The following is a 24,126-nucleotide window of genomic DNA, read 5'->3' on the forward strand; positions in this document are numbered from 1 at the left end:
GCAGAAGATATCAGAAGTATGAACGAGTCAATAATCTGGCTTTCGGGCACCGGGTGGCGGGCGAACTCTTATGTTGCCGGCAATATATTAGTTGACGCGGCTGTATCGGCGGACGCCGTATATCCTTACAGAGAGCAGATCGATACGATCGTTTTGACACACGGACACTTTGATCACACGGCAAATCTTTTGGAGCTTGCAGAACTCTGCAGTGCAGAGGTCATGATCGGGGAGTATGATCTGCCGTTTTTATCCGATCCGCGGATCAGCCTCTCGCATCAGTTTGGTCAAAGACCGACGGCGTATCCGGCAAAGATCTTAAAAGACGGCGATACGGTCGGCGGGTTCAGGGTGTACCACACGCCGGGACATACCCGCGGAAGCATCAGCCTGTTTCGGGAATCAGACGGAGCGCTCATCGCCGGGGACACGATCTTTCCGGAAGGGTCGTTTGGTCGGTTCGATCTGCCGACCGGCAGCCGGGGGGATCTGGTCGGTTCGATCTCCAAACTCGCGGAACTTCCGGTCAACTCGCTTTGGCCCGGACATGACATGCCGGTCGTAACTGACGCAAAACGCCATGTCCTTTTGTCGAAACAGTTTCTGGAACGATATGGATAAAGGCATTTACTGTCTGATCCTTTCCTGCGCTGAGCAGTGCACGATAACGATCGGCGCACTCGGGCCGACAGCGTTCAAAAAAGGCTGGTATCTGTATGCAGGCTCGGCTCTTGGTTCGGGAGGACTCTCAAGGGTCAGCCGGCACATCAGATTCTTTCATGAACAGTACAGAAAACCAAAATGGCACATCGACTACCTGATGGCAGCCGGTGAAATCACGCTTAAGGGCGTCTTCTGTGCAAAAACACCAGAGCGGCTGGAGTGCGTGCTTGCACAGAATATCGGAGGGGACAGAGTGGAAAAGTTCGGCTGCTCCGACTGTTTTTGCGACTCGCACCTTTTCTACCGAAAAGATTCGCCGGAGACGGAGGTCGTCCGCGCTTTTGAAAAGACCGGCCTTTCACCCGTATATCATCTGATCCGGTAAGGCGAAAGGAGACTTATTTTTAAAATGATCCTGGCGATCTCTTCGGGAGACTCGCGTTCATGATCCGTTTTCTGGATCCAGGTCAGAAACACATTGAAATGCGATGCGTTGACGTAGGCAAGAAGATACTCGAGCGGGACGGCAAAACTGTCCTGCAATGCCACGGTAACCAGTTTTTCCGCAAAAACATCATGCCAGAGACGTTCTTTGAGCCGTGTCTGAAACGAGCAGGATCCCTTCTCGCCGAAAAGCGCCCGCATAACCCGGATGTTTTCTTCAAAATAGGCAAACAGCGCCACAACGGTTTTGGTCAGCGTCCGGCCCTCCGTCAGGGGAAACACCTCTCCTCTGATGATCTCCCGGAGATCGTTGCCGATCTGGGTCTCAAATGACTCCAGAAGATCATACTTGTCTTTGTAATGCAGATAAAAGGTCCCCCGGCCGATATCAGCGGCATCGACGATATCCTTCACCGACAGTTCATCGAATCCTTTCTCCGCGACGAGATCGATGAAAGCGCAGCGGATGGCCCGTTCCGTTTTCAAAAACCTCCGGTCTCTCGGGCCGGAATCCGGTGTAAGGATATCGTTTTGCAGATTTTGCGTCATGTTCGGATCGGTTCTGCCGGATGGCCGGGCGGTATCGGCCCGGTTCTCCGGCGGGGAAATCATCGTTACTTAAAGTATACGCCGACGTCTTTGAGCCCGTTTCTCATGGCAAGGGTAATGACAAGAGGCGTGATGCTTTCGATCGTCGCCGCACAGGCAAGCGGACCGGCATCCAGGGGGACGAGTTTTGAAACGCTCGCGACAAGATCCATCACGATCCGTTTTGCCTCCTCGTCATCTCCGCAGACACAGACCGAGTAGTCAAGCTCCTCATCAAGCTCCATCCATTTGCCGGAGGCAACATTGTTGAAGGCAGTGGTGAGTTTTGCAGATGCAGGAAGCATCTTTTTGATCGCGAGAGCTGCCGAGCCTTCCGCCGGACGGTCAGGCAGGAAGTACTTCTCTTTTGGGAAGCGGAGCATCGGATTGATCAGCGAGACCACGATCTTGTTTTCGAACGCGGACTTTCCGATCGTCTCGATCGTCGACTCGACCTTGTCGAACGGCACTGACAAGATAATAATGTCGGCATCACAGACGCTCGCATTCGATCCGCCGCTGCATGTCGCCCCGATCTCGCATTTGCGCTCGGCAAGACAGCAGGTCACTCCGTCAGCCGCGGTTTCGGCTTTTGCCGGGTCGCGTGATCCAAGTGAGACATCATACTTCCCGCCGATACATATACGGCGGGCAAGACCCTCACCGATATTACCGGTTCCGCCGATTATTCCAACTCTGTACCGGATCGTTTTTTGTACCGTTTCACTCATAAATATCACCACACAAATTTCGCGCCAGTCATTCTGACATGATGTTCATTAGTCTCACATGGATATATTAGCTTTCCGGCATGAACGCCGGACGGCATTTCAAAACCCGCTAAAGCGCGAAAGAGGATTTTTTTGGAAATAACGAAGTATTATTCTGAAAAATCCCTATCCACTGACAGATGAGAAAAAGACATGGAAACTATTTATCCCCCCGCCCACAATTTATTAAGAACAAAAATAGCTAAAGGTCTTTCATGAACAGAAATAATCTTCGACGTATACTTATCGCAGCATGCATCGTCTGCGCTTTGATCCTCTCCGGCACAGGGGCAGTATCGGCTGCAAACCAGTCAACCTTTGTCATTACCGATTTCTCCATGTATCCGCAGTCCCTGATGCCCGGCGACTCGGGAATCATTACCGTAACGCTTAGAAACACCGGCAGCACGTTCGTTCCGGTCAATCAGATCTTTATCAAAGACTCTGACGGAATCAAATCGACCGTGACCCCGTATCAGAACCCGATCGGGGGAGTCGGCGCGGGAGATACGTTCACGTTATCCCTGCCGGTCATCTCGACGGGAAAAACCGGGACCTTCTATCCGGTCCTGTACGTCGATTTTGACGGAAACAGCGGCAATTATCTGAAATACCCCTTCGCAGTCATCGTTGATGATAAGAGCATCGTGATCTCGGTCACGGGACGCCCGGATGTCTTCGAGCCTGACACTACGCAAACTGTCGCTCTCACGATCGGAAACCTCAGAATGAACGCGATCGAGGCAGTTGAGATCAGCGCTTCGGGAACCGGTGTCACCTCCAAACAGACCTCCCTTTTCCTTGGAACGATCGACGCGAACAAAGCGGCAAACGGGACCCTGAGCGTCTCCACCGCTGAAGAAACAAAAGAGGTCACTTTTGATGTCAGATATAGAAACGGGCCTGCCTGGCATACCGAGAGCATCACCATCCCTCTTGAGTCCGGCGTCTCCAAAACCGGTGCCGAACTCATCGTCAACAACATCGAAGTGAAAAACACCGGCAGCTCCTACACGGTCATCGGCGATGTGAACAATGCAGGCCTTACGACCGCAAAGGCGTTGGTCGTCACCACCGAAGGCGTCACGAAAACCGGTCTTTACCCCTCCTATGTCGTCGGATCACTGGATGAAGACGGACTTTCCGAGTTCGAAGTGACCTTCAGCAACCCGGCCGACAACAAAGTGACCCTGGTCTTTACCTATAAAGATGTGAACGGAAACACCTACACGCAAAAGCAGGAAGTGCCGACCACTTCAGCAGTCACGGAATCACAAACCAGCGGCGGATCGAACCCGGTCGCGGCCGTTCTGATCGTTATTGTGATCCTGGTCATTCTTGCCGGCGGATTTGCCGCCTGGAAGAAAGGGAAAATATTTGCGCGGAAGTAAGCCATGAATCCGATCCCGGTGGTCGAACTGCATGACGTCTCCAAAATATATCCGATGCCGGCCGGCGACGTCCATGCATTAAACCACGTAGACTTCTCCATTCAGAAAGGGGAATTTGTGGCCATCATGGGACCGTCAGGTTCAGGCAAATCCACACTGATGAACATGATCGGATGCCTGGATGTGCCTACATCCGGGGAGATAAAGATCAACGGAAAGTCGACGTCTGAGATGACGGACGATGAGCTGACCCTGCACCGGAGAGAGACGATCGGATTCATCTTTCAGAAGTTCAACCTGATCAGCCTCTTGACCGCATATGAAAACGTGGAGTATCCGCTGATCTTAAAATACGGACACAAGGACACGACGACGCGGACCAGAGATCTTCTTACGATGGTCGGACTGACCGAAGGCCAGATGCAGCATACGCCGTATGAACTTTCCGGCGGTCAGCAGCAGAGAGTATCCATTGCCCGCGCTCTTGCAAACGATCCGACGTTTCTTCTGTGCGATGAACCGACCGGAAATCTCGATTCGAAGATGAGTACGCAGATCATGGAGATCCTCACAGATCTGCATGCCCAGGGAAGAACGGTCGTCATGGTCACCCATGATCCGAAAACGGCTGAATATGCCGAGCGCATAGTGATCATTAAGGATGGTGAGATCGTCAATGAGTGAAGAGAATAAATCGATCTGGCAGAAGATCTACTCGCCGATGATCCTTTCACTGGCGGTCAGGAATCTGAAACTGAATAAGTTTCGGACGATCCTTTCGATGATCGGTATCGTGATCGGCGTGTTTGCCATCTGCGGGATGGGAATGATCAGCGCCGGTTTTACCGAGGAGATGAACTCGATGATCTCCGATACGGCAGATACCTTGACGATCTCGCCGGTCGGTGAAAAGGTGATCGACGGAACGACGACGACAGGTTTCTCCGCTAAAGATCTCAGAGACATCGAGTCGGCGGTAAAATCCGTAACCAAAGAGTATGAGTTCATTCCGATGTACTCGTCGACGAAGTACGTCTATATCGGGAAAGAAACGGCGATGGCCTCGGTATCCGGTATGGATGCAAATGATCTCGAGAAGATCGCCACCCTTATCCAGGGAACCCTTCCGCGCGGTTCGACCAATGTGGTCGTGGGCGAGACCTTTGCCGAGGACAATGATCTCCGGATCGGAAGCCGGATGATCATGCTGAACTCGGGCGGCCAGGAGGTCACGTCCAGGGTCGTCGGGATCTTAGAGGATACCGGGATGATGACCCTTGGATTCTCCACAAGCAGCGCGGTCGTCGGCTCGATCGAGTGGTACACCGGACTTGTCGGCGATAATCACGGGCTGTATGACAAGGTCATCGTCAAGGCCTATGACCCGACAGAGCTGACCCCGATCGATGACGCGATCGAGAAGAAGATGAACGGCAAGGAGGATAAAGACTCGGATGATACGGTCTATATCCTGAACTCCTATGAGATCATGGAGGTCTTCGATGAGATCATGTCCATGTCCAGCATCTTTACGACGATCATCAGCGGTATCTCGCTTCTGGTGGCAGCAGTGGCCATCACAAATGTGATGCTGATGAGCGTGAAGGAGCGGACGAGGGAAGTCGGTATTCTCCGGAGTATCGGGACCTATCGGAGTCAGATCCTGCAGATGTTCCTGTACGAAGCAGGACTGATCGGACTGATCGGCGCCGTTGCCGGAACGCTGCTCGCGCTGATCGCAGCGCCGGTGATGCTGCTTGGGATGATCGGCTCGGTCGAAGCGATGCTGAGTCCGGCCGTTCTTGTGTATGTGCCGATCGGTATTCTTATCGGGCTGATCGTCTGCCTGATTTCAGGTCTCTATCCTGCATGGAAAGCAGCGAACCTCAACCCGGTCGAAGCGATGTCGACCGACTGAGCACCCCCTTCTCTTTTTTAATAGGACTTACGCGGTGTTAATCACAATCCAATTCGGGAAGGGTAAGGCCTGGTCTATATGTATGAGAATTCCACCGCGAATAAGCCCAAGCGGGCAAAGCCCGCTTGAGGCGGCACGCAAGCCTTCGGCTTGCACGCAATCGCGAATCTGCGCGAATCGCACACCGTCTGGAAAAATTCTATTGGAAAAACCGGCGTGCCGGTTTTTCTCTCCGTAACCTTCTCATTTGATGTAATCGAAAAAGAATGAATCAACAGAAAAACCCGCACGCGGGTTTTTCCTCAGCATTTTTCAAGAGAGGGTGCGATTCCTGCGGAGGCGATCAGCCGAAGCAGAGCACCCGAACGTAAGGAAAATGCGATTCGCGTTAATTCGCGGAGATTCGCGGTTGGTTTTATCTCATGCATCCACCCCTGACCATACACGAAATCGAAGTACGTCCCAAACGACTTCAGTTGTTTTTTCATTTGAGATCGCCCCGCGTAACGCCTTGTTTAATCTCCAAAAAAAGAGCAGGATCAGAGCCGGTCGCCGACGTTCAGATAATGCCCGTTCACGATCTCAAAGCCCGGCATCTCGCGTTTTCCTTCCGGTTTTGCAGAAAGAATGCACACAGCGCCGTCTCCCGTCATCACGACAGGTCCCTTCTTTTTTATCAGACCGACGATCTCTCCCGGCTCTCCGGCATACTCTCCGGAGACCTTTTCTGAGCGGTAGATCTTCAGGAGTTTTCCATCCGGAAGCCTGGTGTTTGCTCCCGGGATCGGGGAAAGCCCGCGGATCCTGTTATGCACCGTGGCCGCCGGAAGGGTCCAGTCGATCACACACTCCTCTTTCGAGATGGAGGGGGCAAAGGTCACCTTCGCTTCATCCTGGGGAGTCCGGGTGACCTCTCCCGACACGATCAGGGTCAGCGCCTCGGTCAGCGCCTGTGCCCCGAGATCGGCCAGAAGGTCATGTACCTCGCCGTAGGTTTCGTTTTCCCCCAGGGGAACCGATTTGGAAAGGATCACATCACCGGCATCCAGACGCGAAGCCACGTACATGATCGAGACCCCGGTCTCACAATCCCCGTTCAGCACAGAATACTGCATCGGAGCTGCTCCCCGGTACTTCGGCAGAAGCGAGCCGTGCAGATTGATCGTGTTGTATTTCGGGAGATCGATGATCGCATCCGGGATCATCATCCCGAATGCCACAACGACCGAAATATCCGGGGAAAGAGCCTTTAACTGCTCAAAGAGAGCCGGATCCTTCATATCCTCCGGCTGAAAAACCGGGATCCCGTGTTCGAGAGCGAACACCTTCACCGGCGAAAACTCGACCTTGTTTCCCCGCCGGTTTGGTTTATCGGCCCGGGTCAGGATCCCCACGATCTCGTGCTCTGCAGAAACCGCACGAAGAGAGGAAAGGGCATACTCCGGCGTTCCCATGAAAAGGACACGCACGTTACGCCTCCTTTCGGGTCAGATCCTCGAGCTGCTTTGCGATCATCTTTTTTGCGATCGGCGATACCTTATCGACAAATAAGATCCCCTCGAGGTGATCATACTCGTGCATGAAAACCCGGGCAGGATAATCCTTCAGCTCCTCTTCGATCAGCTCACCCGCTTCATTCGTGTATCTGACCGTGATGCGCCGTGGACGGCGGACTTTTTTATGGATGCCGGGAACAGAAAGACAGCCCTCCTCCATCTCGGCAAAGGCGCTGCCGGTTTTCAGGATCTCCGGGTTGATGACTTTTCTGAGTTTGTCTCCCGGATCCATCACAAAGAATCGTTTCCCGATCCCGATCTGCGGAGCTGCAAGACCGACTCCGCGGTGTTCTTTGAGCATCGGGACCATCTCATCAAGAATGGCTAAAAGTTCAGGGGTTATCGTATCAACCGGTTCGGCGCGTCTGGCCAACACCGCTTTTCCGTATATCTGAATCTCCATTATTTATCATGTTGGATTTTTTGACAGATGAATCTGACTGATGAAGGGACAAAGCGGGCAAAGGATACAAAAAGCTGCCAAAAGAACAGACTAAAAAAATGATGTGTTTAGACAGAGTGTCTAAACAGTATTAGAACCGGTTCCGTGGGGTCCGGTGTTTTGGAAGGCATTCCTGACAGTAGACTGGTCTGCCTTCTGTTGGCTTGAACGGTACCTCACATTCTTTTCCACAGTCTGAGCAGACTGTTTTGGTCATTTCGCGTGGGCCGTCATTAAACTGGCGTGGTGCGCCAAAATTATTTCTTCTTTCCATGATAGGATTTCCTTGGAGCATAAATGCTCACGAAAAAAACAATGAGACAAAAAAGTCTTACTGATATTTCCCACAGATAACTGCGACTCTTTATACGTCTCCCTGGGATATATAGTTGTGTATACCAGCAGAGAACGCCGCCGGACGGTTTGACGGAAGATCCGGAGTGATTTTTAAATCCGGGCCGGGGAACGGATCCGGGGAATACAGAGGAGAGATACCGTGATCACGTTTCGGCAAAGAGACACCTTACCCGCCGGCTGCCGGAGGGAACAGGGCGATCAGGTCGCCTTCGTCGAGAGGGGTGTCAAGACCGGCAATAAAATGGATGTTCCGGCCGTTTTTGAGGATATTGACAAAGTCACGCAGCGTATCCGGCGCAGCAAACATCAGCGCATCCAATCCAGCGTATCGCGCGGTCAGGTCAGAAAGAAGCGTGCGGACGGTCCCGCCTGCCGGAACCTCAAGCTCGAGCTGTATATCCATGACCTCGCGAAACATGGCAAACGCCTTTATGGTGATCTTCATGATACGATCCTCCGGCCATCCGGCTCCCTCTCTGAAAAACCGCAGTCAGTGCAGTCGGGAGAGCTGGCGATCTCGATCGACTCAGCCTCGCCCAAAAGCCCGTCCCAGAGCAGGAGCCGGTTTTGCAGAAGCTTCCCGGTCCCGGTGAGATATTTGACCGCTTCGTTTGCCTCGATGGAGCCGATCACTCCGCAGGTCACCCCGATGATCACCTTCTTTTCCCAGGTTGGCGTTGTTGGTACAAGACAGCGCAGACACGGCGTGATTCCGGGGATCAGCGTTGTCACCTGCCCGTAGAACCCGTTCACGGCTCCATGAATGAACGGGATCTTTTCATCGAGGCCGGCACGATTTAAAACGTAGCGGGCAGCAAAGTTGTCCATCCCGTCGATGATCAGATCCATCCCGCGAACGATATCTCCCGCCGACTTCTCATCGATATGCCGGCAGACCGCCTCCACTTCGATCCCGCTGTTGAGGGAATGGATCGTTTTTTTTGCTGCTTCTACCTTGCATGCGCCGATGTCGGTTTCATGATACAGGATCTGCCGGTTGAGATTGGACCGTTCGACAACATCCTCATCGGCGATCCGGATAAACCCGACCCCGGCTGAGGCGAGGTACAAAGCGATCGCTGAACCAAGACCCCCTGCCCCGGCCAGGAGGACACGGGCGTCCTTAAGTTTCTTCTGCCCCTCTTTCCCGAAAAGAGGAATCTGTCTCAAAAACCGGGAGTCAGGAGACGCTGTAGACATATCAGATGGTCCGGGAAGATCCGACTGCTCACATCAGCCCCAGTTCTCTGAGCTTTTCCTTTGTAGGAGTCCCTTCCGGATCCCAGCCTCTAAGAGTATAATACTCGTCGAGCATTTCATGGATCCGGGAAACCTGACCGGCAGGGGCGCCTTCTTTCAGCGGCTCGGTCAGGAGCCTGGCCGGCAGAGTATCGTCTTTGCGGGAAAACCCGCGTTTGATATTATAGAGCTTCTGGAGATTCCATATCCGTTCGCCGATCTTCAAAAGTTCGCCGGCGTCGACCTTCATTCCGGTTGCTGCCGAAAGGAGATCCGCGTAATCCTCAGCTCCGAGAGCAAAGGACGTAAAGAGGCACATACCCGTTGCATCTATGGCGGCGGTCAGATCCTGGAAGGTCTTGACCCACTGGGGTTTTCCCTCGATCAGATACGGATCGATCTTTTCCGGCGATCCGAGGATCTCCGGAGAGATCATATACGCATAGACATGGTCTCCTCCGCGGACCGAGGTCGCTGCTGCAAGCCCGTATCCCTGGATGCCCCGGGGATCATACGCCGGCAGTTCCTGCATTTTCGAGCTCATGGAGTATTCCGGATGGCCGTATTTCGTCGCAAACCGGAAGGATCCTTCTGAAAGTTCATCGCCGATTCCTTCGCGCAAGGCGATCTGCTCCACGAGTTTCAGCATGCCTTTTGCATCGCCGAACCGGATCGGGTGGCTGACATACCCTTTCTCGGCCATCTCCATCAAACAGGCGATCGTTGCCGGCGCCGAGATTGCATCAAGCCCGTACTCGTTGCAGAGATTATTTGCCCGGGCGATCATTTTGAGATCGTCGACCCCGCAGTCAGCACCAAACGCCCAGTCGGGTTCATACTCCGGCCCCTCACCTGTCTCGCCGTCGAACTCATGGACCCTTCCGCACTGAACGATACAGGCATAACACCCTTTGGGTTTTTTGAGGATCGTTTTTGCCATCGTCTCGCCGGAGATCTTCTCCGCCTCCGGGAAGTGGGCGGTCTGGAAGTTCCGGGTGGGCATAAGATAGTTCTCGTTCACGATGTTGACGAGAACAGCCGTTCCGTAATCATGCAGACCTTTGGCGATACCGTTTGCCTCGATCTTCTTTTTCACGCGGTCTTTAACCGCTTTCAGTCCTGCTTCATCTGCCGTTTTGATTGCGAGATCACCTCTGGCTGCGACCGCTTTCAGATTCTTCGACCCCATCACTGCGCCGACCCCGCCGCGGCCGGCTGCCCGGGTTTTTTCATTGATGATACAGGAGATCAGCACAAGTTTTTCGCCTGCCGGGCCGATACAGGAAACGCGAACGCTTGGATCCTTCAGCTCATCCATGATCGCGTCGGTAGTCTGTCCGGTGGTCATTCCCCACAGATGTGCAGCATCCCGAAGTTCGGCCTTCCCGTTGTCGAGGAAGAGATAGACCGGTTTTGCCGATTTGCCGGAGATGACGGCCGCATCGAATCCGGCTTTTTTCAGCTTCCAGCCAAACACTCCTCCGCTGTTTGCGCTCATGGCAAGTCCCGTCAAAGGAGCGATCGTCGAGACCTCATACCTGCTCCCAAGGGGGATCCCGGTTCCGGTCAGCGGTCCTGCCGCAAAGACAAGAATGTTCTTATCGCTCAACGGCTCGATATTCGGATCAACCATGTCGGTCAGGATACGTATGCCAAAACCCCGGCCGCCAAGATAGTTCAACTTCAGTTCCGGGGGCGTTGGTTTGATCGTTACCACCCCTGCCGAGAGATCGGCATAGACCATGTTCCCTGCGTATCCGTCCATGATGATTACCAAACAGGAGTATCGTGTTTAGGGATAATAAAGATGTGTCTGCTTTCGAAACAATAAAACGCGGGCAATAACATTGCCGGCAAAAATCATCCGGAGCACAAAACCCCTTATGTATAACGACGACCAATAGTTACCCACATATTGAGTGAGGGAAAACTCGTGAAAGAAATACAAGAAAGCTATGTACCCGCCGTTGTCGAAAACGACGTCCGGGAGTACTGGAAAACAAACAATACCTATCGTGAAACACGCAAACTTCACGAATCGGGCCAGCCGTGGTTCTTTGTCGACGGCCCGCCCTATACCACAGGTTACATCCATCTCGGAACCGCCTGGAACAAGATCCTCAAAGACGCAATCATACGATACCACTCAATGACCGGCCAGCATATCATCGAACGTGCCGGTTACGATATGCACGGACTGCCGATCGAGGTCAAAGTCGAGGAGAAGCTCGGGTTCAAAAACAAGGCCGACATCGAGAAATACGGTGTCGCAAAGTTCATCGAAGAGTGCCGCGAGTTCGCTCTCACCCACAAAGATCTGATGAGCGAACAGTTCAAGGAACTCGGTACCTGGATGGACTTCGACGACCCCTATCAGACGGTCGATAAAGGATACATCGAAGCTGCGTGGTACACCCTCAAACGCTGCGAAGAAGAAAAAATGCTCGAACGCGGATCCAGGGTCGTCAACTGGTGTCCACGCTGCGGAACGGCGATCGCTGACGCAGAAGTCGAGTACTGGGACGAGACCGACCCCTCGATCTTCGTTAAGTTCCCGATCCGGGGAGCCGAGAACGAGTCCCTCGTGATCTGGACCACGACCCCCTGGACCCTTCCGGCCAACGTGGCAGTGGCCGTAGGAAAGGATTTCGTCTACGCAAAATGCCGGGCAGTAAAAGACGGAAAGACCGAAGATCTCTGGATCGCAAAAGACCTCGCTGAACAGATCCTCAAATACGGAAAATATCAGGACTACTCCGTCATTGAAACAAAGACCGGAGCTGAACTCGCCGGAACAAAATATATTTCTCCCCTCGCTTCCGCAGTTCCCATCCAGGAAAAAATCGAGCACCGTGTCGTCATCGCCGATTACGTGGCGATGGAAAACACCGGAATGGTCCATATCGCTCCGGGTCACGGCTGGGACGATTACCTTGTCGGTCTGAAAGAGGATCTCGCGATCGTCTGTCCCGTTGACGGAAACGGAAACTTCACCGAAGAAGCCGGCGTCTTTGCAGGAAAATACGTCAAGGCTCCCGAGACCAATCAGGAGGTCATCGACGTCTTAGGTGACGCCATGCTCGCTGTCCGGAAGATCACTCACCGGTACGGACACTGCTGGAGATGCAAGACCCCGATCATCTACCGGGCAACCTCCCAGTGGTTCCTGAAAGCAAAGGATGTCCGGGAGAAAATGCTCGAAGAGATCTCGAAAGAAGTCACCTGGTATCCGGAGTGGGCAGGGTCCGCCAGATTCCATGACTGGATCGAAGAGGCACGCGACTGGTGTATCTCCCGGCAGAGATACTGGGGTATCCCGATCCCGGTCTGGGTCTGCCCGGTCTGTAATAAATATCATGTCGTCGGCAGATACGCAGAGCTCGAACAGCTATCCGGTCAGAAGATGACCGACCCCCACCGGCCGTACGTCGATGACATCACGATCCCCTGCGAATGCGGCGGAACGATGAAACGTATCCCGGACATCTTCGATGTCTGGTATGATTCCGGTATCGCCTCCTGGGCGACCCTCCGGTTCCCGGAGAAGACCGAAGACTTCGGCAAGTACTGGCCGGCGGATTTCATTCTCGAAGGACAGGATCAGACCCGCGGATGGTTCTATTCGCAGCTCGCCCTCTCGACGATCGCCTTTGGCAGATCCCCGTACAAATCTGTACTCATGCACGGATTCGCGCTTGATGCGAACGGCAAAAAGATGAGTAAAAGTCTTGGAAACGTCATCGCACCCGAAGACGTCATCAAACAGTTCGGTGTGGATGTTATGCGCCAGTACATCCTTTCGGCAAATGCCCCCTGGGATGATATGCGCTTCTCTCTTGAAGGAGTCAAGACGAACCACCGGATGTTCAACGTTCTCTGGAACGTCTACAAATTCCCCCTGCCGTACATGGCGCTCGACGGCTACAAGCCGGCGGAAAAAGACGGCGTCTGGGATCCGTCCGCAGTCGAAGATCACATCAAAGAGTTCTGCAGAGAAGACCGCTGGCTGATCTCCCGCGTGAACTCTCTTGCAGAGCAGGTCACGAAAGAGATGGAGGTCTGCAGCCTTCACCGGGCGACCCGCCCGATCAGCACGTTCATTCTCGATGAACTCTCCCGCTGGTACGTCCAGCTGGTCAGACCGAGAATGTGGCTCGAAGAAGAGTCGGTCTCGAAGATGCAGGCATACGACACCATGTATTATGTTCTGCGCAGACTCGTCACCATCTTTGCTCCGTTTGCTCCCCACATCACCGAATGCATGTATCAGAACCTGAAGTGTGTTGGCGATCCGAAATCAGTCCACATGGCCGACTGGTTCAGCGGAAACGATTCACTCCGCGACCCGGTCCTCGAAGAGGAGATGGAGATCGTTCAGGAGTTCGACGAAGCGGTCTCGAACGCCCGCCAGAACGGAAAACGCAAAGGACGCTGGCCGGTTGGACAGATCGTTGTCGCGACCGATTCAGAGAAGATCGCGGCCGCCATCTCGGCAATGAACGATATGTGCTGTGACCGGGCAAATGCCCGTTCCGTTACGGTCGTAAAAGGCATCTGGGACAGACTCGACTGGACCGCAGTCCCGGTCATGAAAGTGATCGGCAAACAGTTCGGCAGAGACGGACCCAAAGTCAAGGCGTTCATCGAAGAGTCGAACGGGACCGAACTCAAAGCTCTGCTGACAGCAAACGGAAAGGTCATGATGGAAAAGGATGGCTTCGCCGCCGAACTTACCGAAGAGCACATAACCTTCGAAGAAAAGATGCCGGAAAACATCTTCTCCTCGCCGATCGAAAACGGTATGATCTATGTTGACGTGACCCTCACGCCGGAACTCGAAGCCGAAGGATACTCCCGCGAGGTCATCCGAAGGATCCAGGAGATGAGAAAACAGGCAGGTCTTGCCGTCGATGCAAAGATCAAAGCCGAAGTCGTCATCGATGATGCACGGGTAATGCCTCTTGTGGATTCTCAGCATGACGTCATCGAAAACGAGGTCAGAGCAAACTGCCTCAAGATCAGAGTGCCGGAAGGGAAATCCTGCGGATGCGGTGTTGCTGAAAAGGCAGACCTCGCAATGGACTGGGAGATCGATGATCTCAAGGTCAGGGTAAGCATCGCTAAATCAGAATAATATACACTCCTTTTTTTCGCCCGTGCGATACTAAAACACTTATCTCATCACGACCTATTCTGAATAGAGAAGGGATATTTTGTGAGTACAGTAGTCGTTTATAAATCGAAATACGGATCAGCGAAACAGTATGCCGAATGGATCGCAAAAGAGCTGGGCGCCGACCTGAAAAATGCCGACGAAACCAAGGTCGAAGACCTCCTCCCCTATGACACGGTCATTTACGGTGCAGGCATCTATATCGGCTGTATCGCAGGCATCGCCCTGATAGCGAATAACTTCAGGCAGCTGAAGGACAAATCGGTGATCGTTTTCACCGTCGGCGTCACCGATCCTGAGGAAAAACGGCGGACAGAGGATCTCCTGCTCAAAAACTTCACTCCCGAGATGATGAAAAAGGTGCGGGTCTTCCATCTCCGGGGAGCGCTCGATTACGACAAGGTCGGGCTGGTCTACAAACTGATGTTGAAAAAGGAGAAGATCGAGGAGGTGGACGGGGTAAAAAAAGAGGAGATCCTTCCCCTGCTTGCCTATCTGGCGTCGCCGAAAACAAAGTCTGCCGCTCCGGCAGAAAGCTGCACGAAGATCTACGACACCCCAAGACTCACCATCGAAACACGGCATGTCCATCTCCCGAACGGGAAGGACAGAAACTATCTCTTCGTCCAGCCGGTCCCGGCGGTCTGTATCCTCCCGACCGATGAGGAGCATGTATATCTGATCAGACAGTACCGAGCCGTGATCAATGAATACATCCTGGAAGTTCCCGCAGGCGGGATGGATCATGCCGGTGAAACCCCTCTGCAGTGTGCAAAACGCGAACTTGCAGAAGAAGCGCGATTCTCGGCAAACGAATTTGTGCCAAGAGGATATGTCTACTCGACGCCCGGATTCTGCACGGAAAAACTCTGGCTTTTTGAGGCGCGGGGACTTATCCCTTGCGAAGACTGCGCCAGAGACGAAGATGAGATCATCGACGTGGTCAGGATCAAAAAGAGCGAGATCTTTGCGATGATCGCCCGGGGAGAGATCGTCGATGCTAAAACGATCGCGCTTCTGACGAGATCCCTGGCGAAGGTTAATACTGACTGAATAGAAATATAATCCGACATCTATGGATATGAAAAATGCAATGAAATACCTGCTTTTTGATCAGAAGCAGTTCTTCGAAGAGTGCCCGAAAGGTCTTCTGATCCCTGTACTGATCACGCTTGCCTATACGCTGCTCTCGATCGTTTTCCTCATACCTGCCGATCCGTTTATGGCGGTCATGACCGTGATCGGAGGAGTGATCGGGGTATTCATCTCCTGGGCGGTCGTCGCAGGAATGTTTCTTGCCGGGGTCAAACTCATCGGGTATGCGAAATGCACATATAAACAGATGCTCGCCGTTACCGGCTATGCCTCCGCAATCCTCGCGATAGGGGCGCTTCTGACCGGACTTGTCGGCCTGATCGGGACCGTGGATCTCCTGATGAACCTCGCCGTTCAGGGAGCGCTGATGTTCTGGTGTATCCCGGTCTGGGTCTTTGGGATCGCCTCGATCACCGAACTGCCGCCGAAGAAGGTGTTCACCTGTATCCTTGTCCCGATGATCCTGATGATCGTTATGAGCGTCGTGTCGTATATTATGACTGCATCGCTGACCGAGAGCGCTGCGATCTATGCCGGATCGGAATCCGGATCGGCAGCTGAATACAAGATGAGCCGATTCTGATTCCAATCTTTTTTTTTACAGCATATCCTTCAGACTTTTCTCCTCGCCCGTCTCCGTCAGGATCTCCTGAGCCACCGGATCGAGAGCCAGCAGCAGATTGGGCATCAGCGTATATGCCGGGAACCGGTAGAAGAACTCCTGGACCATCAGTTTGTTCATGATAAACAGCAGGAACTCGCGCTTCAGCCCGGGAAGATCCTCCGGTTCTGACCGGCTCACCCGGGGCAGAAGATCCTCCTTCAAAACCGAAAGATGATGCTCATTGAGCGTATTCATCAGTTTTCTGCTCTCGACGCCCTGGAAATACCGCAGGATCAGACCCTGCGTGATCAGGATCAGAGCGAGAAGGAGCGGATACTGCCCGGGAACAAGCGAGATATCCCGCAGAAACTGACCAAGCGTCATCCCCGGGAAAAACATCGCCCCAACGATGATAAGACAGGTGAATATGCAGAAGATCCCGACATACAGCCAGGCTTTCAGATTTCTGACATCGAATATGTCCGCATCCGGAAGAGGTTTGCCGACAAAAAATCCCGGTGTTCCGGGTTTTGCCGCAGTGACCCGCGAATAAAAAAGCAGGATCACGCCGATCTGGACAACAAGCAGAAAAAACATCATCCAGTCGATGATATCGAAAAGTTTCATAACGACCGCACAGACAAGATCGATCAGATACAGGATCGTGAATCCTTTCACGAGCGGTTTGGTGTTGATGAGAAAGGCGTTCCAGAAAAACTCCACCAGGGTCAGCGGATTTCTCCGAACGGTCCGGAGAATATTGGCGAGCCGGAGAAACTCCATCACATACACCCGGAACTTTTTATCGAAGATGTTTATCTTCGCATCCGAGCCGATGGAGGGGATCATCATCAAAAAGAAGTAGAACATGTAGAGATAGAAGCTTCCTTCGATCCAGAGGATAAGGATCTGCCCGGGATTATTGGAGGATAACCCAAACGCTGCCGCTGCGATCAGAAACATTGCAAGCGGGATCAGGATCAGATACTTTGAACGGGCAAGACGGTTTCTGCCGTCCTCGAGCATCTTTGTGTACTCCTCTTCGACCCGGATCTGGTTTTCGATCCTTTCGACGAACTCATCTTTATCGTACATGGGATTTCTACTCTGTATGTCTGAAAAATTGATAATCCTATTCCTACAATAAGCTTTAACATAAAAGTACGACCAACAGATGTTCATAATGGCAGAGGGGGATGAACCGGTCTACAACGTCAGGGACAGGGTGCCTTTAGGAACGACGGTTCTCACGATCCTTCAGCATTTTTTCGTTCTCGCCGTGTATATGACGTATCCGGTGATCATCAGCAATGCGGTCGGAGGCTCGACGGATCTGACGATGTTTCTGATCAGCGCGACCCTGATCGGTTCCGGGGTCGCGACGATCCTTCAGTCTTTTTCAAAAACAGGGGCAGGATACCTTCTCCCAATGGTCCCAAACTCGTCGTATCTGCCGGCATCCCTTCTTGCGGCAACCGCCGGAGGACTCCCTCTTCTCTATGGAATGCTGATCATCTCGGGATTCTTTGAGATGGTTCTCAGCCGGTTCACGAAGTTTTTCCGGATCGTGTTCCCGGCAGAGGTGACGGGAGTCGTTTTGTTTCTTCTGGGGATCGCCATCGTTCCGTTCGCGTTCCCGCTGTTTTTCGGGAGCGTGGACGCAGGCCCCCTGGATCCGGCTTCTGCCGCGGTCGGCGTGATCACGCTTTCCGCAACGATCCTTTTGAGCGTGATCCCAAGGCGGTTTTTCAAGTTCTATGCAATTTTGATCGGTATCGTGACCGGGATGGCGGCCTCGGTGCTTCTCGGGGTGTTCAGACTTGAGACCCTGCTGGAGATCGCGGACCTTTCGGTGTTTGAGATCCCGAATCCTGTCGGGATCGTGTCGTATTCGTTCGATTTCGCTCTGCTGATCCCATTTCTGATCGCGATGATCTGCGTGATGCTGAAGTCGGTTGGAAACATTTCGCTTCTGAACGCCTACACGAGGGAGGGACGAAACGATACGCTGAAAAACGGGCTTTTGTCGGAAGGAGCAGGTATCGCGATCGCCGGAGCGCTGGGCGGGGTGGGGATCGGGTCATCTTCAGGAGCTACAGGGCTCGTTGTCGGGACCGGAATCGCAGCAAAAAGGGTGGGCCTCGGCCTTGGGGTCTTTCTGATCCTGTGCGGATTTTTGCCGGCGATCGGCTGGGTGTTTCATATTCTCCCAAAGCCGATCCTCGGGGCGACCCTTCTGTATGCGGTGACGTTTGTGATGATCAGCGGTATCCAGAGTATTTCGTCACGGATGCTGGATCCCCGCCGGAAGTTCGTGGTGATCCTGCCGATCCTGATCGGGGTGTCGTCGGCGGTCTGTCCGTATCTGTATGCTGACCTCCCAAAAACGCTGGCGCTGTTTTTCGCGTCGCCGCTGACGTCCGGGTCGATGGCGGTTTTAGTGCTGGGATTAGTGCTGAAAATCGGGATCAGGAAGCGCCGGTCGTTTGATTTTTCGAAGGATGCGAATCTGCAGAGGTTTGTGGCCGAGTGCGGAAGGGAGTGGACGCTTGACCGGAGACAGGCGGCATCGATCGCAGATCATCTGGAGGATCTGGCGAAGGCAGGCGAGCCTGAGAGGCTTGAACTTCGGTTCGAGCCGGTCGGGATGCTTCGAGCAGAGATGGTTTTCAGGGAGGCGGTTGAGGGGGTCCCGAGGATGAAAGGGAACGGGAATATCGAGGCGGAGGGCAGCGTCGTTAAAGCGAGCTATCCGCTGATGTGAGGGGGAAAATGGGAAACCCCGCCACAAATCTGTATGACTGCAAAGCTTTGCTTTGCCCTCCTGTTCGGATCTTCGCCCATCGCCTGAAGTCCAGAAAGAGTATGCTTATTCTTTATTCAGATAACTGTTAAGTTTACTCTGTCCTTTTGCATGTAATGCATGATATCTCTGTTTTCTTGATCCAATATTATCCGGGATCGTGGGGGCAATCAACCCGTTTTCAACCATTTCCCGGAGTATAGGAGTTAACCATTTCCTATTCCGGCGGATAAGGACTGCTATCTGATTTGGAGTAAATGCTTTTCCTGTGTCACATATTTTAAGAATAGCGTCTGTTGCAGATTCCCTATCAACTCTGCCGGGAATGCGTTTAATCTCATGCCGCACATGTTCCGGTAATAATGTCAATAGTTCATTATAATCAAGACTTGACTCCAATATCCTTTCCGGTGAACTCTTATCTAATCGGTTTTCTTCTGATTTCAACGGATTAGATTGGTTTAATCCAATAAATTCATCACCCGGACCTGTCTTAAAAATGTCTTTTAACTTAATATTTGGCTCATTTCCAGATTTTGAGCTGTTTAATCCATTATTTTCACGCAGCGTAATTTGAGGCGTTTTCTCTTTTAATTCATTTTTAAGCTTATTTTCTTTTTTTAACCCGACTAATCCCTTATTTCCACTCCCAAGAAAATCCCCCGTCAAATATTTGGGACTAAGTGTGTAATATGTCCAGCCTCCCCCGCCGTGCACCTCTAAAATATCCAGCTTTCTTAGACGTTGAAGAATACTGCTGACATGAAGGGTATCTAACTGGAGATGCTGACGACAATCGGCATTCTTTATCATTCCATTTTTATGTAAGAGCATTAATATTTGAACTTCAGTGGTTGACAGATTGAACTCTTTAAATTGTGCCAACCACATGATATCCTCTTCCCCTGCGAGATTGTGGACAAATACCGTAACGCTGAACTCATTGTTTTCCCGACTGGATCTGATAATGGGTAAAGATAAATTCACCTTTTGCATCTCTTCCATAATTATTGTAATGCCGATTCCTTTGTTTTCCGCATATTTAGTTTCGTGAAGGACATTTGCAATAATTGGATTTCTGAGAATTGATCCGGGATTTCCCTCTTCAGGATGTGGTTTCAATGAATGACCCGGATTTCTAAATTCGAGCCGGTCTGCATAGCGAATGACTTGTGTTGGTCCATTTACTCTGTAATCACGATGCATGACGGCATTTACCAATGCTTCACGAACTACGAGGGAAGGGATAATTGGATAATCATCTCGTGTCAGTCCTGTTTGCGGCAAACGTATTGTTCGTGGAATATCATCCATTATTGCTCCTTCAGCCCGGGGTAAAAGAGTGAACAATCCTTCATTCATTTCCTGTGTGTAGTAGGATTTGCTGGATCCGGGATTCCAGGTCGTACCCGGCATACGAATATAATCAAAACGAATCATCGGGAATTCTTTTTGGATCACATCTTTGTTGCCAAATAAAATAATGCCGGCAATCGTTGGTCTCAGAACTCCGTTGACTTTTTCAGCGCATTTTAACGATATAAGAAGATCATCATTTTCAAGTTTAAGTTCCACTGCCGTTGGATCCACCAGATTTCTCAGTCGCCTATATTCAGAAATGGCAACGGGGTTCAAATTATCTGTTGATAAGTAATCTAAAACGTGAGAATCATATGATTTCGAATCACGTGCTGCATATATTTTTGCAAAATCAGTGTCCGTGCATTTTTGATCTGTGGGACCAACCCGAACAAAAGAACCTTCATGAAGGCCCAAAGCATCAATATATACCGGTTTTTGGGAAGGGTCTGTTTCCGGAATGTAAACCCCGATTATACACACTCCATTTATTTGTTCAATTTTAATTTCCGGACGAATGGGTACATTAAAATTCGTTCTGCATTGAGTTGCCAAGTCTTTTTGTATTTTCTCAGGATGTTTTACACCGGTAAGTACATATTTATTCTTGCCTCCCTCATTCATCTCAGTTACTCCAAACAGTATTACTCCCCCTCCTAATCCGATGGTATTTGAAAAAGCACTGATCGTCTCTTTAACAGAACGACCTATTTCATTTCCGGGCTTCGCCTCCAATTCATCATGTTCCTCTTTAGTTTGAAGTTGTTCCCATAATTTTTGAATATTCATTTCTCACCTCAAAATGTTTGTATGTCGACATTTCGTAATTCATTGATAGATGCTCATATCATTAATACCCATCGTAGGATTAATAGTTATTATGCGGATATTCGAGAATTACAGTAAAAACAAAAATAGAGTTGCAGATATAGTAAGATAATAGAGGAGTCGGATTTTCAATCTCAGATAACCCTTTGACAAGTCTGCCCAAGAGGTTAGAGATGCGGTTCGAGCCGACGGGGATGCTTCGAGCAGAGATGGTTTTCAGGGAGGCGGTTGAGGGGGTCCCGAGGATGAAAGGGAACGGGAATATCGAGGCGGAAGGGAGAGTCGTTAAAGCGAGCTATCCGCTGATGTGAGGGGTCGTGATGACACCCAAAATCTCATTTTTTTGCATCGAAAAACACCCTTCCCACTCAGTGACCACCCTCTTTTTGCCAAAATCCGGGGCATTATCGCACCGCGCGGTTTGGGGTTTATATAAATCCGGATCGAAGTTTTTGTATGAATACCACGATCCCATCCGCCCTGGACAAAGCTGAATCAGCAGAAAAAATCCGTGCAGAACTCGAACTCCTCTGCGACCCTGAATTTATTCCCGACATACCCGACGATGTGGACCCGGATTACCTGGCCCTTCTTCCCTGGCGTCATCCGGGCATATCTGAATACCGGATCACATCGCTGGATACCACTGACTTCCTGGATCGGGTGGTCCTGCCTCACGGCTGGGAGCTCGTATGTCCGTTTGAGCTCGTCTATGCGAAAACCGAGACCTTTCCCCGCTATTTCGAATCCTTCTGGGCACTCACCCATAACGGATGGGTCTGCCACTCCTTTCCCTCGTTTGACTCAAGCAGAGAAGCGCTGTGGGAAGGCATCAAAGACTTCCTTTCACGGGTGGAAACAGCGGAAGTCTTTGCCGACATAAAATACCTCCTCTCTCCCGAGACGGGGTCCTGGATCGAACCGGATAAAGACGACTACTATTCCCTTGCTCACGGCTATTATCTCGAAAAAACCGCGACCCTCGACAAAGGCGAACGTCTCGAAGGCCTCAAACTTTTCGAAGCTCACGAATGGAGTCTTCGGCACAACGGATCTGAGATCGGCCGATGGGCGAAAGGACGCGACGCGGACCCGGAAGACATCTTCGAAGGCGCCCGGCCCTACATTCCTGCCGACCTCTTTTCCGCGTGCCGTCTTTCCTTCTATCTGACCCAGCCCTCAACGAGAGAACATGCCGCCGAGGTCTATGCCGGACAGATCTGGGAGAAGGGAGAGATGCTTGCCTTTCTGAGAAAGATCTGCGCAAAGATCCATGTCGGCGACACGCAGATCATACGGGCCATGCTTCTTTCCTATGCAGCGACCCGGGTCGAGAACTCGGAAGGCATCCATATCAGCATCTCCGGCAGGACAGGCACCGGAAAAAGTCATGCGGCCGTTGTCGCCTCGTCGTGTCTTCCAAAATCAGTGGTCGTGAATGCCCATCTTTCGGACAAATCACTGTATTATCATCCGATAAAGGACCGTTCGGTTCTTATCCTGGATGATCAGGAGATGTCGCCGGATTTTCAGGAGCTGTTCAAAACGGCGACGTCCGACTGGGATCATCCGGGAGAATACAAGACCGTTGCGAGAAATGCCGGCCTTACGCTTGCTCTTCCACGCCGCTGCGTGTTCTGGGTCTGTAAAGTCGATCTGAACGGGGATGATCAGGTTCTGGACCGTCAGCTGCTTTTCTGGACCGATGAGTCCGATGAACAGAGAAAGAGCGTGCATGCCGCGATCATGAAGCGGGCAGAGATGCCCCGGATGAAAGAGGGGGAGGATACGAATTTTGCGATTGCCCGTGCTCTTTGGGGTCTGGTGGAGCCAAAAGTCGTGTCGGTGCCCTTTGCGAACCGGGTCCGGTGTGATCCGATGATGGATTCACGGAATCTGAAGCTGATGTTTTGTCTGGTGGAGGCACATGCTCTTATGCATTCTCCTGTTCGCAGATCGATGATCGGCGGGGATCTTCTGGCAGAGGAGGAGGATTTTTATGCGGTGATGGAGATTTTGGAGCCGCTGTTTGCCAATCAGAAGGGCAGTCAGCATGATAAGCTGTCGAAATCCGGGGCAAAGATCCTTGCCTGGCTGTGTGAGCAGGAGTCGGGTCTTATTCCGTTTGGGGATATCCGGGTCGCGACAGGTCTTTCCCAGAGCCAGCTTTCCCATGCGTTGTACGGGAAGAATGAGCAGGGTTCGGACGGCCTCTTAGCCCAGACAGCGGCGATAGGTGTGGAGCGGTTGTCGGAGACACGGCCGGATGCCGAGGATCCGGAGCTTCGGCGGTCGGAGAATAAGAAGGTGGTCCGGTGGAACAGGGAGCTTTACCAAAAAGGCGGGATGAAAAGGAACGGGTTCTGGCTTGCCGAAAGGTGAGGGTAGTTGTCAAATGGTCCGTCAAGTGTTTGCGGGTTTATTTCAGCAATCGAAGGTATATTCCGGCTTTGATTTTGGTATTTGTCTATTTTACCAACTTGACGGGAGTGTGATAAGAGGAGAGGAGGGATGGTCAGGTATGCCGGGCGAAGAGGATCTGCGGGCCTTTCTCTCTCTTTTGGGTAAAATAGTAAAATATAATAAAATAAAATAATTATAATTATAATATAAGGTATTTTTCAATTTCAAGGAAGATATGGGGTTTGTTTTGTTGTCAAACGATTCGACAAGTAGCTGACAAGTTGACAAATACCTTTGTGCGGTGAAATCAATTAACCGGATGAAATCTCAGTCAGAGCTTTTCTGAAATATCCTCGTGTATTATGATTTCGTGTATGGTATTCGTGCAGACGGGGGAGAAAATATCCAGTACGGGAAATCGGCGTAGATGTACCCATACGTCAGTTTTTGATGGTGAACACACCGCGTATAGACTGTGAGTAAAAAAAGATGG

General features: G+C 51.7%; 22 protein-coding genes. 11 read left to right on the forward strand and 11 right to left on the reverse strand.

Annotated features, from left to right (window positions below):
* Window positions 1-18 precede the first annotated feature (18 nt).
* Together H575_RS03340 and H575_RS03345 are read left to right on the forward strand one after the other, a co-directional pair.
* The gene (locus tag H575_RS03340) at window positions 19-621 is read left to right on the forward strand and encodes an MBL fold metallo-hydrolase (protein WP_042697934.1); all 603 of its coding nucleotides are present in this window, start codon (window positions 19-21) and stop codon (window positions 619-621) included.
* A complete protein-coding gene (locus H575_RS03345; RefSeq protein WP_042697936.1) occupies window positions 614-1,048 on the forward strand; it encodes a GIY-YIG nuclease family protein in 435 nt (144 codons plus the stop codon). Before H575_RS03340 ends, H575_RS03345 begins: the two co-directional genes overlap by 8 nt.
* Here H575_RS03345 and H575_RS03350 read toward each other — a convergent pair.
* Together H575_RS03350 and npdG are read right to left on the reverse strand one after the other, a co-directional pair.
* Window positions 1,033-1,719, reverse strand: a complete 687-nt coding sequence (locus tag H575_RS03350) for a TetR/AcrR family transcriptional regulator (RefSeq protein ID WP_052319938.1) — start codon at window positions 1,717-1,719, stop codon at window positions 1,033-1,035. The two genes, H575_RS03345 and H575_RS03350, sit on opposite strands and share 16 nt — an antisense overlap.
* Window positions 1,720-1,721: 2 nt before the next feature.
* On the reverse strand, window positions 1,722-2,426 hold the full coding sequence (gene npdG / locus H575_RS03355; protein ID WP_042697939.1) for an NADPH-dependent F420 reductase: 705 nt from the start codon (window positions 2,424-2,426) through the stop codon (window positions 1,722-1,724).
* A 254-nt stretch (window positions 2,427-2,680) separates the two neighbouring features.
* On the opposite strand from npdG, the gene H575_RS03360 reads away from it, so the two are divergent.
* From H575_RS03360 to H575_RS03370, 3 genes are read left to right on the forward strand one after another with little or no spacing between them, the layout of a single operon-like run.
* Complete coding sequence (locus H575_RS03360; protein WP_042697941.1) at window positions 2,681-3,856, forward strand: COG1361 family protein; 1,176 nt, start codon at window positions 2,681-2,683, stop codon at window positions 3,854-3,856.
* A 3-nt stretch (window positions 3,857-3,859) separates the two neighbouring features.
* Window positions 3,860-4,540, forward strand: a complete 681-nt coding sequence (locus tag H575_RS03365) for an ABC transporter ATP-binding protein (RefSeq protein ID WP_042697944.1) — start codon at window positions 3,860-3,862, stop codon at window positions 4,538-4,540.
* Window positions 4,533-5,774 carry an ABC transporter permease gene (locus H575_RS03370; RefSeq protein ID WP_042697947.1) on the forward strand — a complete coding sequence of 414 codons (1,242 nt, stop codon included), beginning with the start codon at window positions 4,533-4,535 and terminating at the stop codon, window positions 5,772-5,774. Before H575_RS03365 ends, H575_RS03370 begins: the two co-directional genes overlap by 8 nt.
* A 302-nt stretch (window positions 5,775-6,076) precedes the next feature.
* On the opposite strand, the gene H575_RS03375 is transcribed toward H575_RS03370, so the two are convergent.
* From H575_RS03375 to H575_RS03400, 7 genes are all read right to left on the reverse strand, one after another.
* Window positions 6,077-6,262: a hypothetical protein gene (locus H575_RS03375; RefSeq protein ID WP_042697950.1), complete on the reverse strand. Its 186-nt coding sequence runs from the start codon at window positions 6,260-6,262 to the stop codon at window positions 6,077-6,079.
* A 51-nt stretch (window positions 6,263-6,313) separates the two neighbouring features.
* Entirely contained in the window at window positions 6,314-7,243 is a 930-nt protein-coding gene (gene fmt / locus H575_RS03380) for a methionyl-tRNA formyltransferase (RefSeq protein WP_042697952.1), read from the reverse strand.
* A 1-nt stretch (window position 7,244) separates the two neighbouring features.
* Complete coding sequence (gene def, locus H575_RS03385; protein ID WP_042697955.1) at window positions 7,245-7,733, reverse strand: peptide deformylase; 489 nt, start codon at window positions 7,731-7,733, stop codon at window positions 7,245-7,247.
* 130 nt (window positions 7,734-7,863) lie between these two features.
* Window positions 7,864-8,046, reverse strand: a complete 183-nt coding sequence (locus H575_RS09095; RefSeq protein WP_081406649.1) for a CxxC-x17-CxxC domain-containing protein — start codon at window positions 8,044-8,046, stop codon at window positions 7,864-7,866.
* A 249-nt stretch (window positions 8,047-8,295) separates the two neighbouring features.
* Window positions 8,296-8,574: a ubiquitin-like small modifier protein 1 gene (locus H575_RS03390; RefSeq protein ID WP_042697958.1), complete on the reverse strand. Its 279-nt coding sequence runs from the start codon at window positions 8,572-8,574 to the stop codon at window positions 8,296-8,298.
* Complete coding sequence (locus H575_RS03395; protein WP_042697959.1) at window positions 8,571-9,329, reverse strand: HesA/MoeB/ThiF family protein; 759 nt, start codon at window positions 9,327-9,329, stop codon at window positions 8,571-8,573. The genes H575_RS03390 and H575_RS03395 overlap by 4 nt, the downstream gene beginning before the upstream one ends.
* A gap of 28 nt (window positions 9,330-9,357) precedes the next feature.
* Window positions 9,358-11,133 carry an aldehyde ferredoxin oxidoreductase family protein gene (locus H575_RS03400; RefSeq protein WP_042697961.1) on the reverse strand — a complete coding sequence of 592 codons (1,776 nt, stop codon included), beginning with the start codon at window positions 11,131-11,133 and terminating at the stop codon, window positions 9,358-9,360.
* 168 nt (window positions 11,134-11,301) lie between these two features.
* On the opposite strand from H575_RS03400, the gene ileS reads away from it, so the two are divergent.
* The 3 genes from ileS to H575_RS03420 all read left to right on the forward strand — a co-directional run bounded on the left by ileS (window position 11,302) and on the right by H575_RS03420 (window position 16,219).
* The gene (gene ileS / locus H575_RS03405; protein ID WP_042697964.1) at window positions 11,302-14,502 is read left to right on the forward strand and encodes an isoleucine--tRNA ligase; all 3,201 of its coding nucleotides are present in this window, start codon (window positions 11,302-11,304) and stop codon (window positions 14,500-14,502) included.
* A gap of 81 nt (window positions 14,503-14,583) precedes the next feature.
* Complete coding sequence (locus H575_RS08890; protein WP_052319939.1) at window positions 14,584-15,594, forward strand: flavodoxin domain-containing protein; 1,011 nt, start codon at window positions 14,584-14,586, stop codon at window positions 15,592-15,594.
* Window positions 15,595-15,634: 40 nt separating this feature from the next.
* Entirely contained in the window at window positions 15,635-16,219 is a 585-nt protein-coding gene (locus H575_RS03420) for a Yip1 family protein (protein WP_162139391.1), read from the forward strand.
* Window positions 16,220-16,234: 15 nt separating this feature from the next.
* Here H575_RS03420 and H575_RS03425 read toward each other — a convergent pair whose 3' ends face one another.
* Entirely contained in the window at window positions 16,235-17,335 is a 1,101-nt protein-coding gene (locus H575_RS03425) for a hypothetical protein (RefSeq protein ID WP_042697969.1), read from the reverse strand.
* Window positions 17,336-17,423: 88 nt separating this feature from the next.
* On the opposite strand from H575_RS03425, the gene H575_RS03430 reads away from it, so the two are divergent.
* Window positions 17,424-19,004, forward strand: coding sequence for a uracil-xanthine permease family protein (locus tag H575_RS03430; RefSeq protein ID WP_042697973.1), 1,581 nt, complete (start codon window positions 17,424-17,426; stop codon window positions 19,002-19,004).
* 105 nt (window positions 19,005-19,109) lie between these two features.
* Here H575_RS03430 and H575_RS03435 read toward each other — a convergent pair whose 3' ends face one another.
* Window positions 19,110-21,191: an ATP-binding protein gene (locus H575_RS03435; protein ID WP_052319940.1), complete on the reverse strand. Its 2,082-nt coding sequence runs from the start codon at window positions 21,189-21,191 to the stop codon at window positions 19,110-19,112.
* A gap of 212 nt (window positions 21,192-21,403) precedes the next feature.
* Between H575_RS03435 and H575_RS09260 the strand changes: the two genes are divergently transcribed.
* Together H575_RS09260 and H575_RS03440 are read left to right on the forward strand one after the other, a co-directional pair.
* Window positions 21,404-21,541: a hypothetical protein gene (locus H575_RS09260; RefSeq protein ID WP_162139392.1), complete on the forward strand. Its 138-nt coding sequence runs from the start codon at window positions 21,404-21,406 to the stop codon at window positions 21,539-21,541.
* A gap of 145 nt (window positions 21,542-21,686) precedes the next feature.
* Entirely contained in the window at window positions 21,687-23,612 is a 1,926-nt protein-coding gene (locus H575_RS03440; RefSeq protein ID WP_042697976.1) for a hypothetical protein, read from the forward strand.
* Window positions 23,613-24,126 lie beyond the last annotated feature (514 nt).

This window comes from Methanocorpusculum bavaricum DSM 4179 (assembly GCF_000430905.1).
GTDB lineage: Archaea > Halobacteriota > Methanomicrobia > Methanomicrobiales > Methanocorpusculaceae > Methanocorpusculum > Methanocorpusculum parvum.

Excerpts from the sequence above, each read along its gene's own strand:
- H575_RS03390 (WP_042697958.1), bottom strand. The coding sequence starts at position 8,574 with ATGAAGATCACCATAAAGGCGTTTGCCATGTTTCGCGAGGTCATGGAT.
- H575_RS03340 (WP_042697934.1), top strand. The coding sequence starts at position 19 with ATGAACGAGTCAATAATCTGGCTTTCGGGCACCGGGTGGCGGGCGAAC.
- H575_RS03350 (WP_052319938.1), bottom strand. The coding sequence starts at position 1,719 with ATGATTTCCCCGCCGGAGAACCGGGCCGATACCGCCCGGCCATCCGGC.
- H575_RS03370 (WP_042697947.1), top strand. The coding sequence starts at position 4,533 with ATGAGTGAAGAGAATAAATCGATCTGGCAGAAGATCTACTCGCCGATG.
- H575_RS03425 (WP_042697969.1), bottom strand. The coding sequence starts at position 17,335 with ATGTACGATAAAGATGAGTTCGTCGAAAGGATCGAAAACCAGATCCGG.
- H575_RS03345 (WP_042697936.1), top strand. The coding sequence starts at position 614 with ATGGATAAAGGCATTTACTGTCTGATCCTTTCCTGCGCTGAGCAGTGC.
- H575_RS03375 (WP_042697950.1), bottom strand. The coding sequence starts at position 6,262 with ATGAAAAAACAACTGAAGTCGTTTGGGACGTACTTCGATTTCGTGTAT.
- H575_RS03420 (WP_162139391.1), top strand. The coding sequence starts at position 15,635 with ATGAAATACCTGCTTTTTGATCAGAAGCAGTTCTTCGAAGAGTGCCCG.
- H575_RS03360 (WP_042697941.1), top strand. The coding sequence starts at position 2,681 with ATGAACAGAAATAATCTTCGACGTATACTTATCGCAGCATGCATCGTC.
- H575_RS09260 (WP_162139392.1), top strand. The coding sequence starts at position 21,404 with ATGCGGTTCGAGCCGACGGGGATGCTTCGAGCAGAGATGGTTTTCAGG.
- npdG (WP_042697939.1), bottom strand. The coding sequence starts at position 2,426 with ATGAGTGAAACGGTACAAAAAACGATCCGGTACAGAGTTGGAATAATC.
- H575_RS03400 (WP_042697961.1), bottom strand. The coding sequence starts at position 11,133 with ATGGACGGATACGCAGGGAACATGGTCTATGCCGATCTCTCGGCAGGG.
- H575_RS03430 (WP_042697973.1), top strand. The coding sequence starts at position 17,424 with ATGGCAGAGGGGGATGAACCGGTCTACAACGTCAGGGACAGGGTGCCT.
- H575_RS03440 (WP_042697976.1), top strand. The coding sequence starts at position 21,687 with ATGAATACCACGATCCCATCCGCCCTGGACAAAGCTGAATCAGCAGAA.
- H575_RS09095 (WP_081406649.1), bottom strand. The coding sequence starts at position 8,046 with ATGGAAAGAAGAAATAATTTTGGCGCACCACGCCAGTTTAATGACGGC.
- def (WP_042697955.1), bottom strand. The coding sequence starts at position 7,733 with ATGGAGATTCAGATATACGGAAAAGCGGTGTTGGCCAGACGCGCCGAA.
- H575_RS03395 (WP_042697959.1), bottom strand. The coding sequence starts at position 9,329 with ATGTCTACAGCGTCTCCTGACTCCCGGTTTTTGAGACAGATTCCTCTT.
- H575_RS03435 (WP_052319940.1), bottom strand. The coding sequence starts at position 21,191 with ATGAATATTCAAAAATTATGGGAACAACTTCAAACTAAAGAGGAACAT.
- H575_RS03365 (WP_042697944.1), top strand. The coding sequence starts at position 3,860 with ATGAATCCGATCCCGGTGGTCGAACTGCATGACGTCTCCAAAATATAT.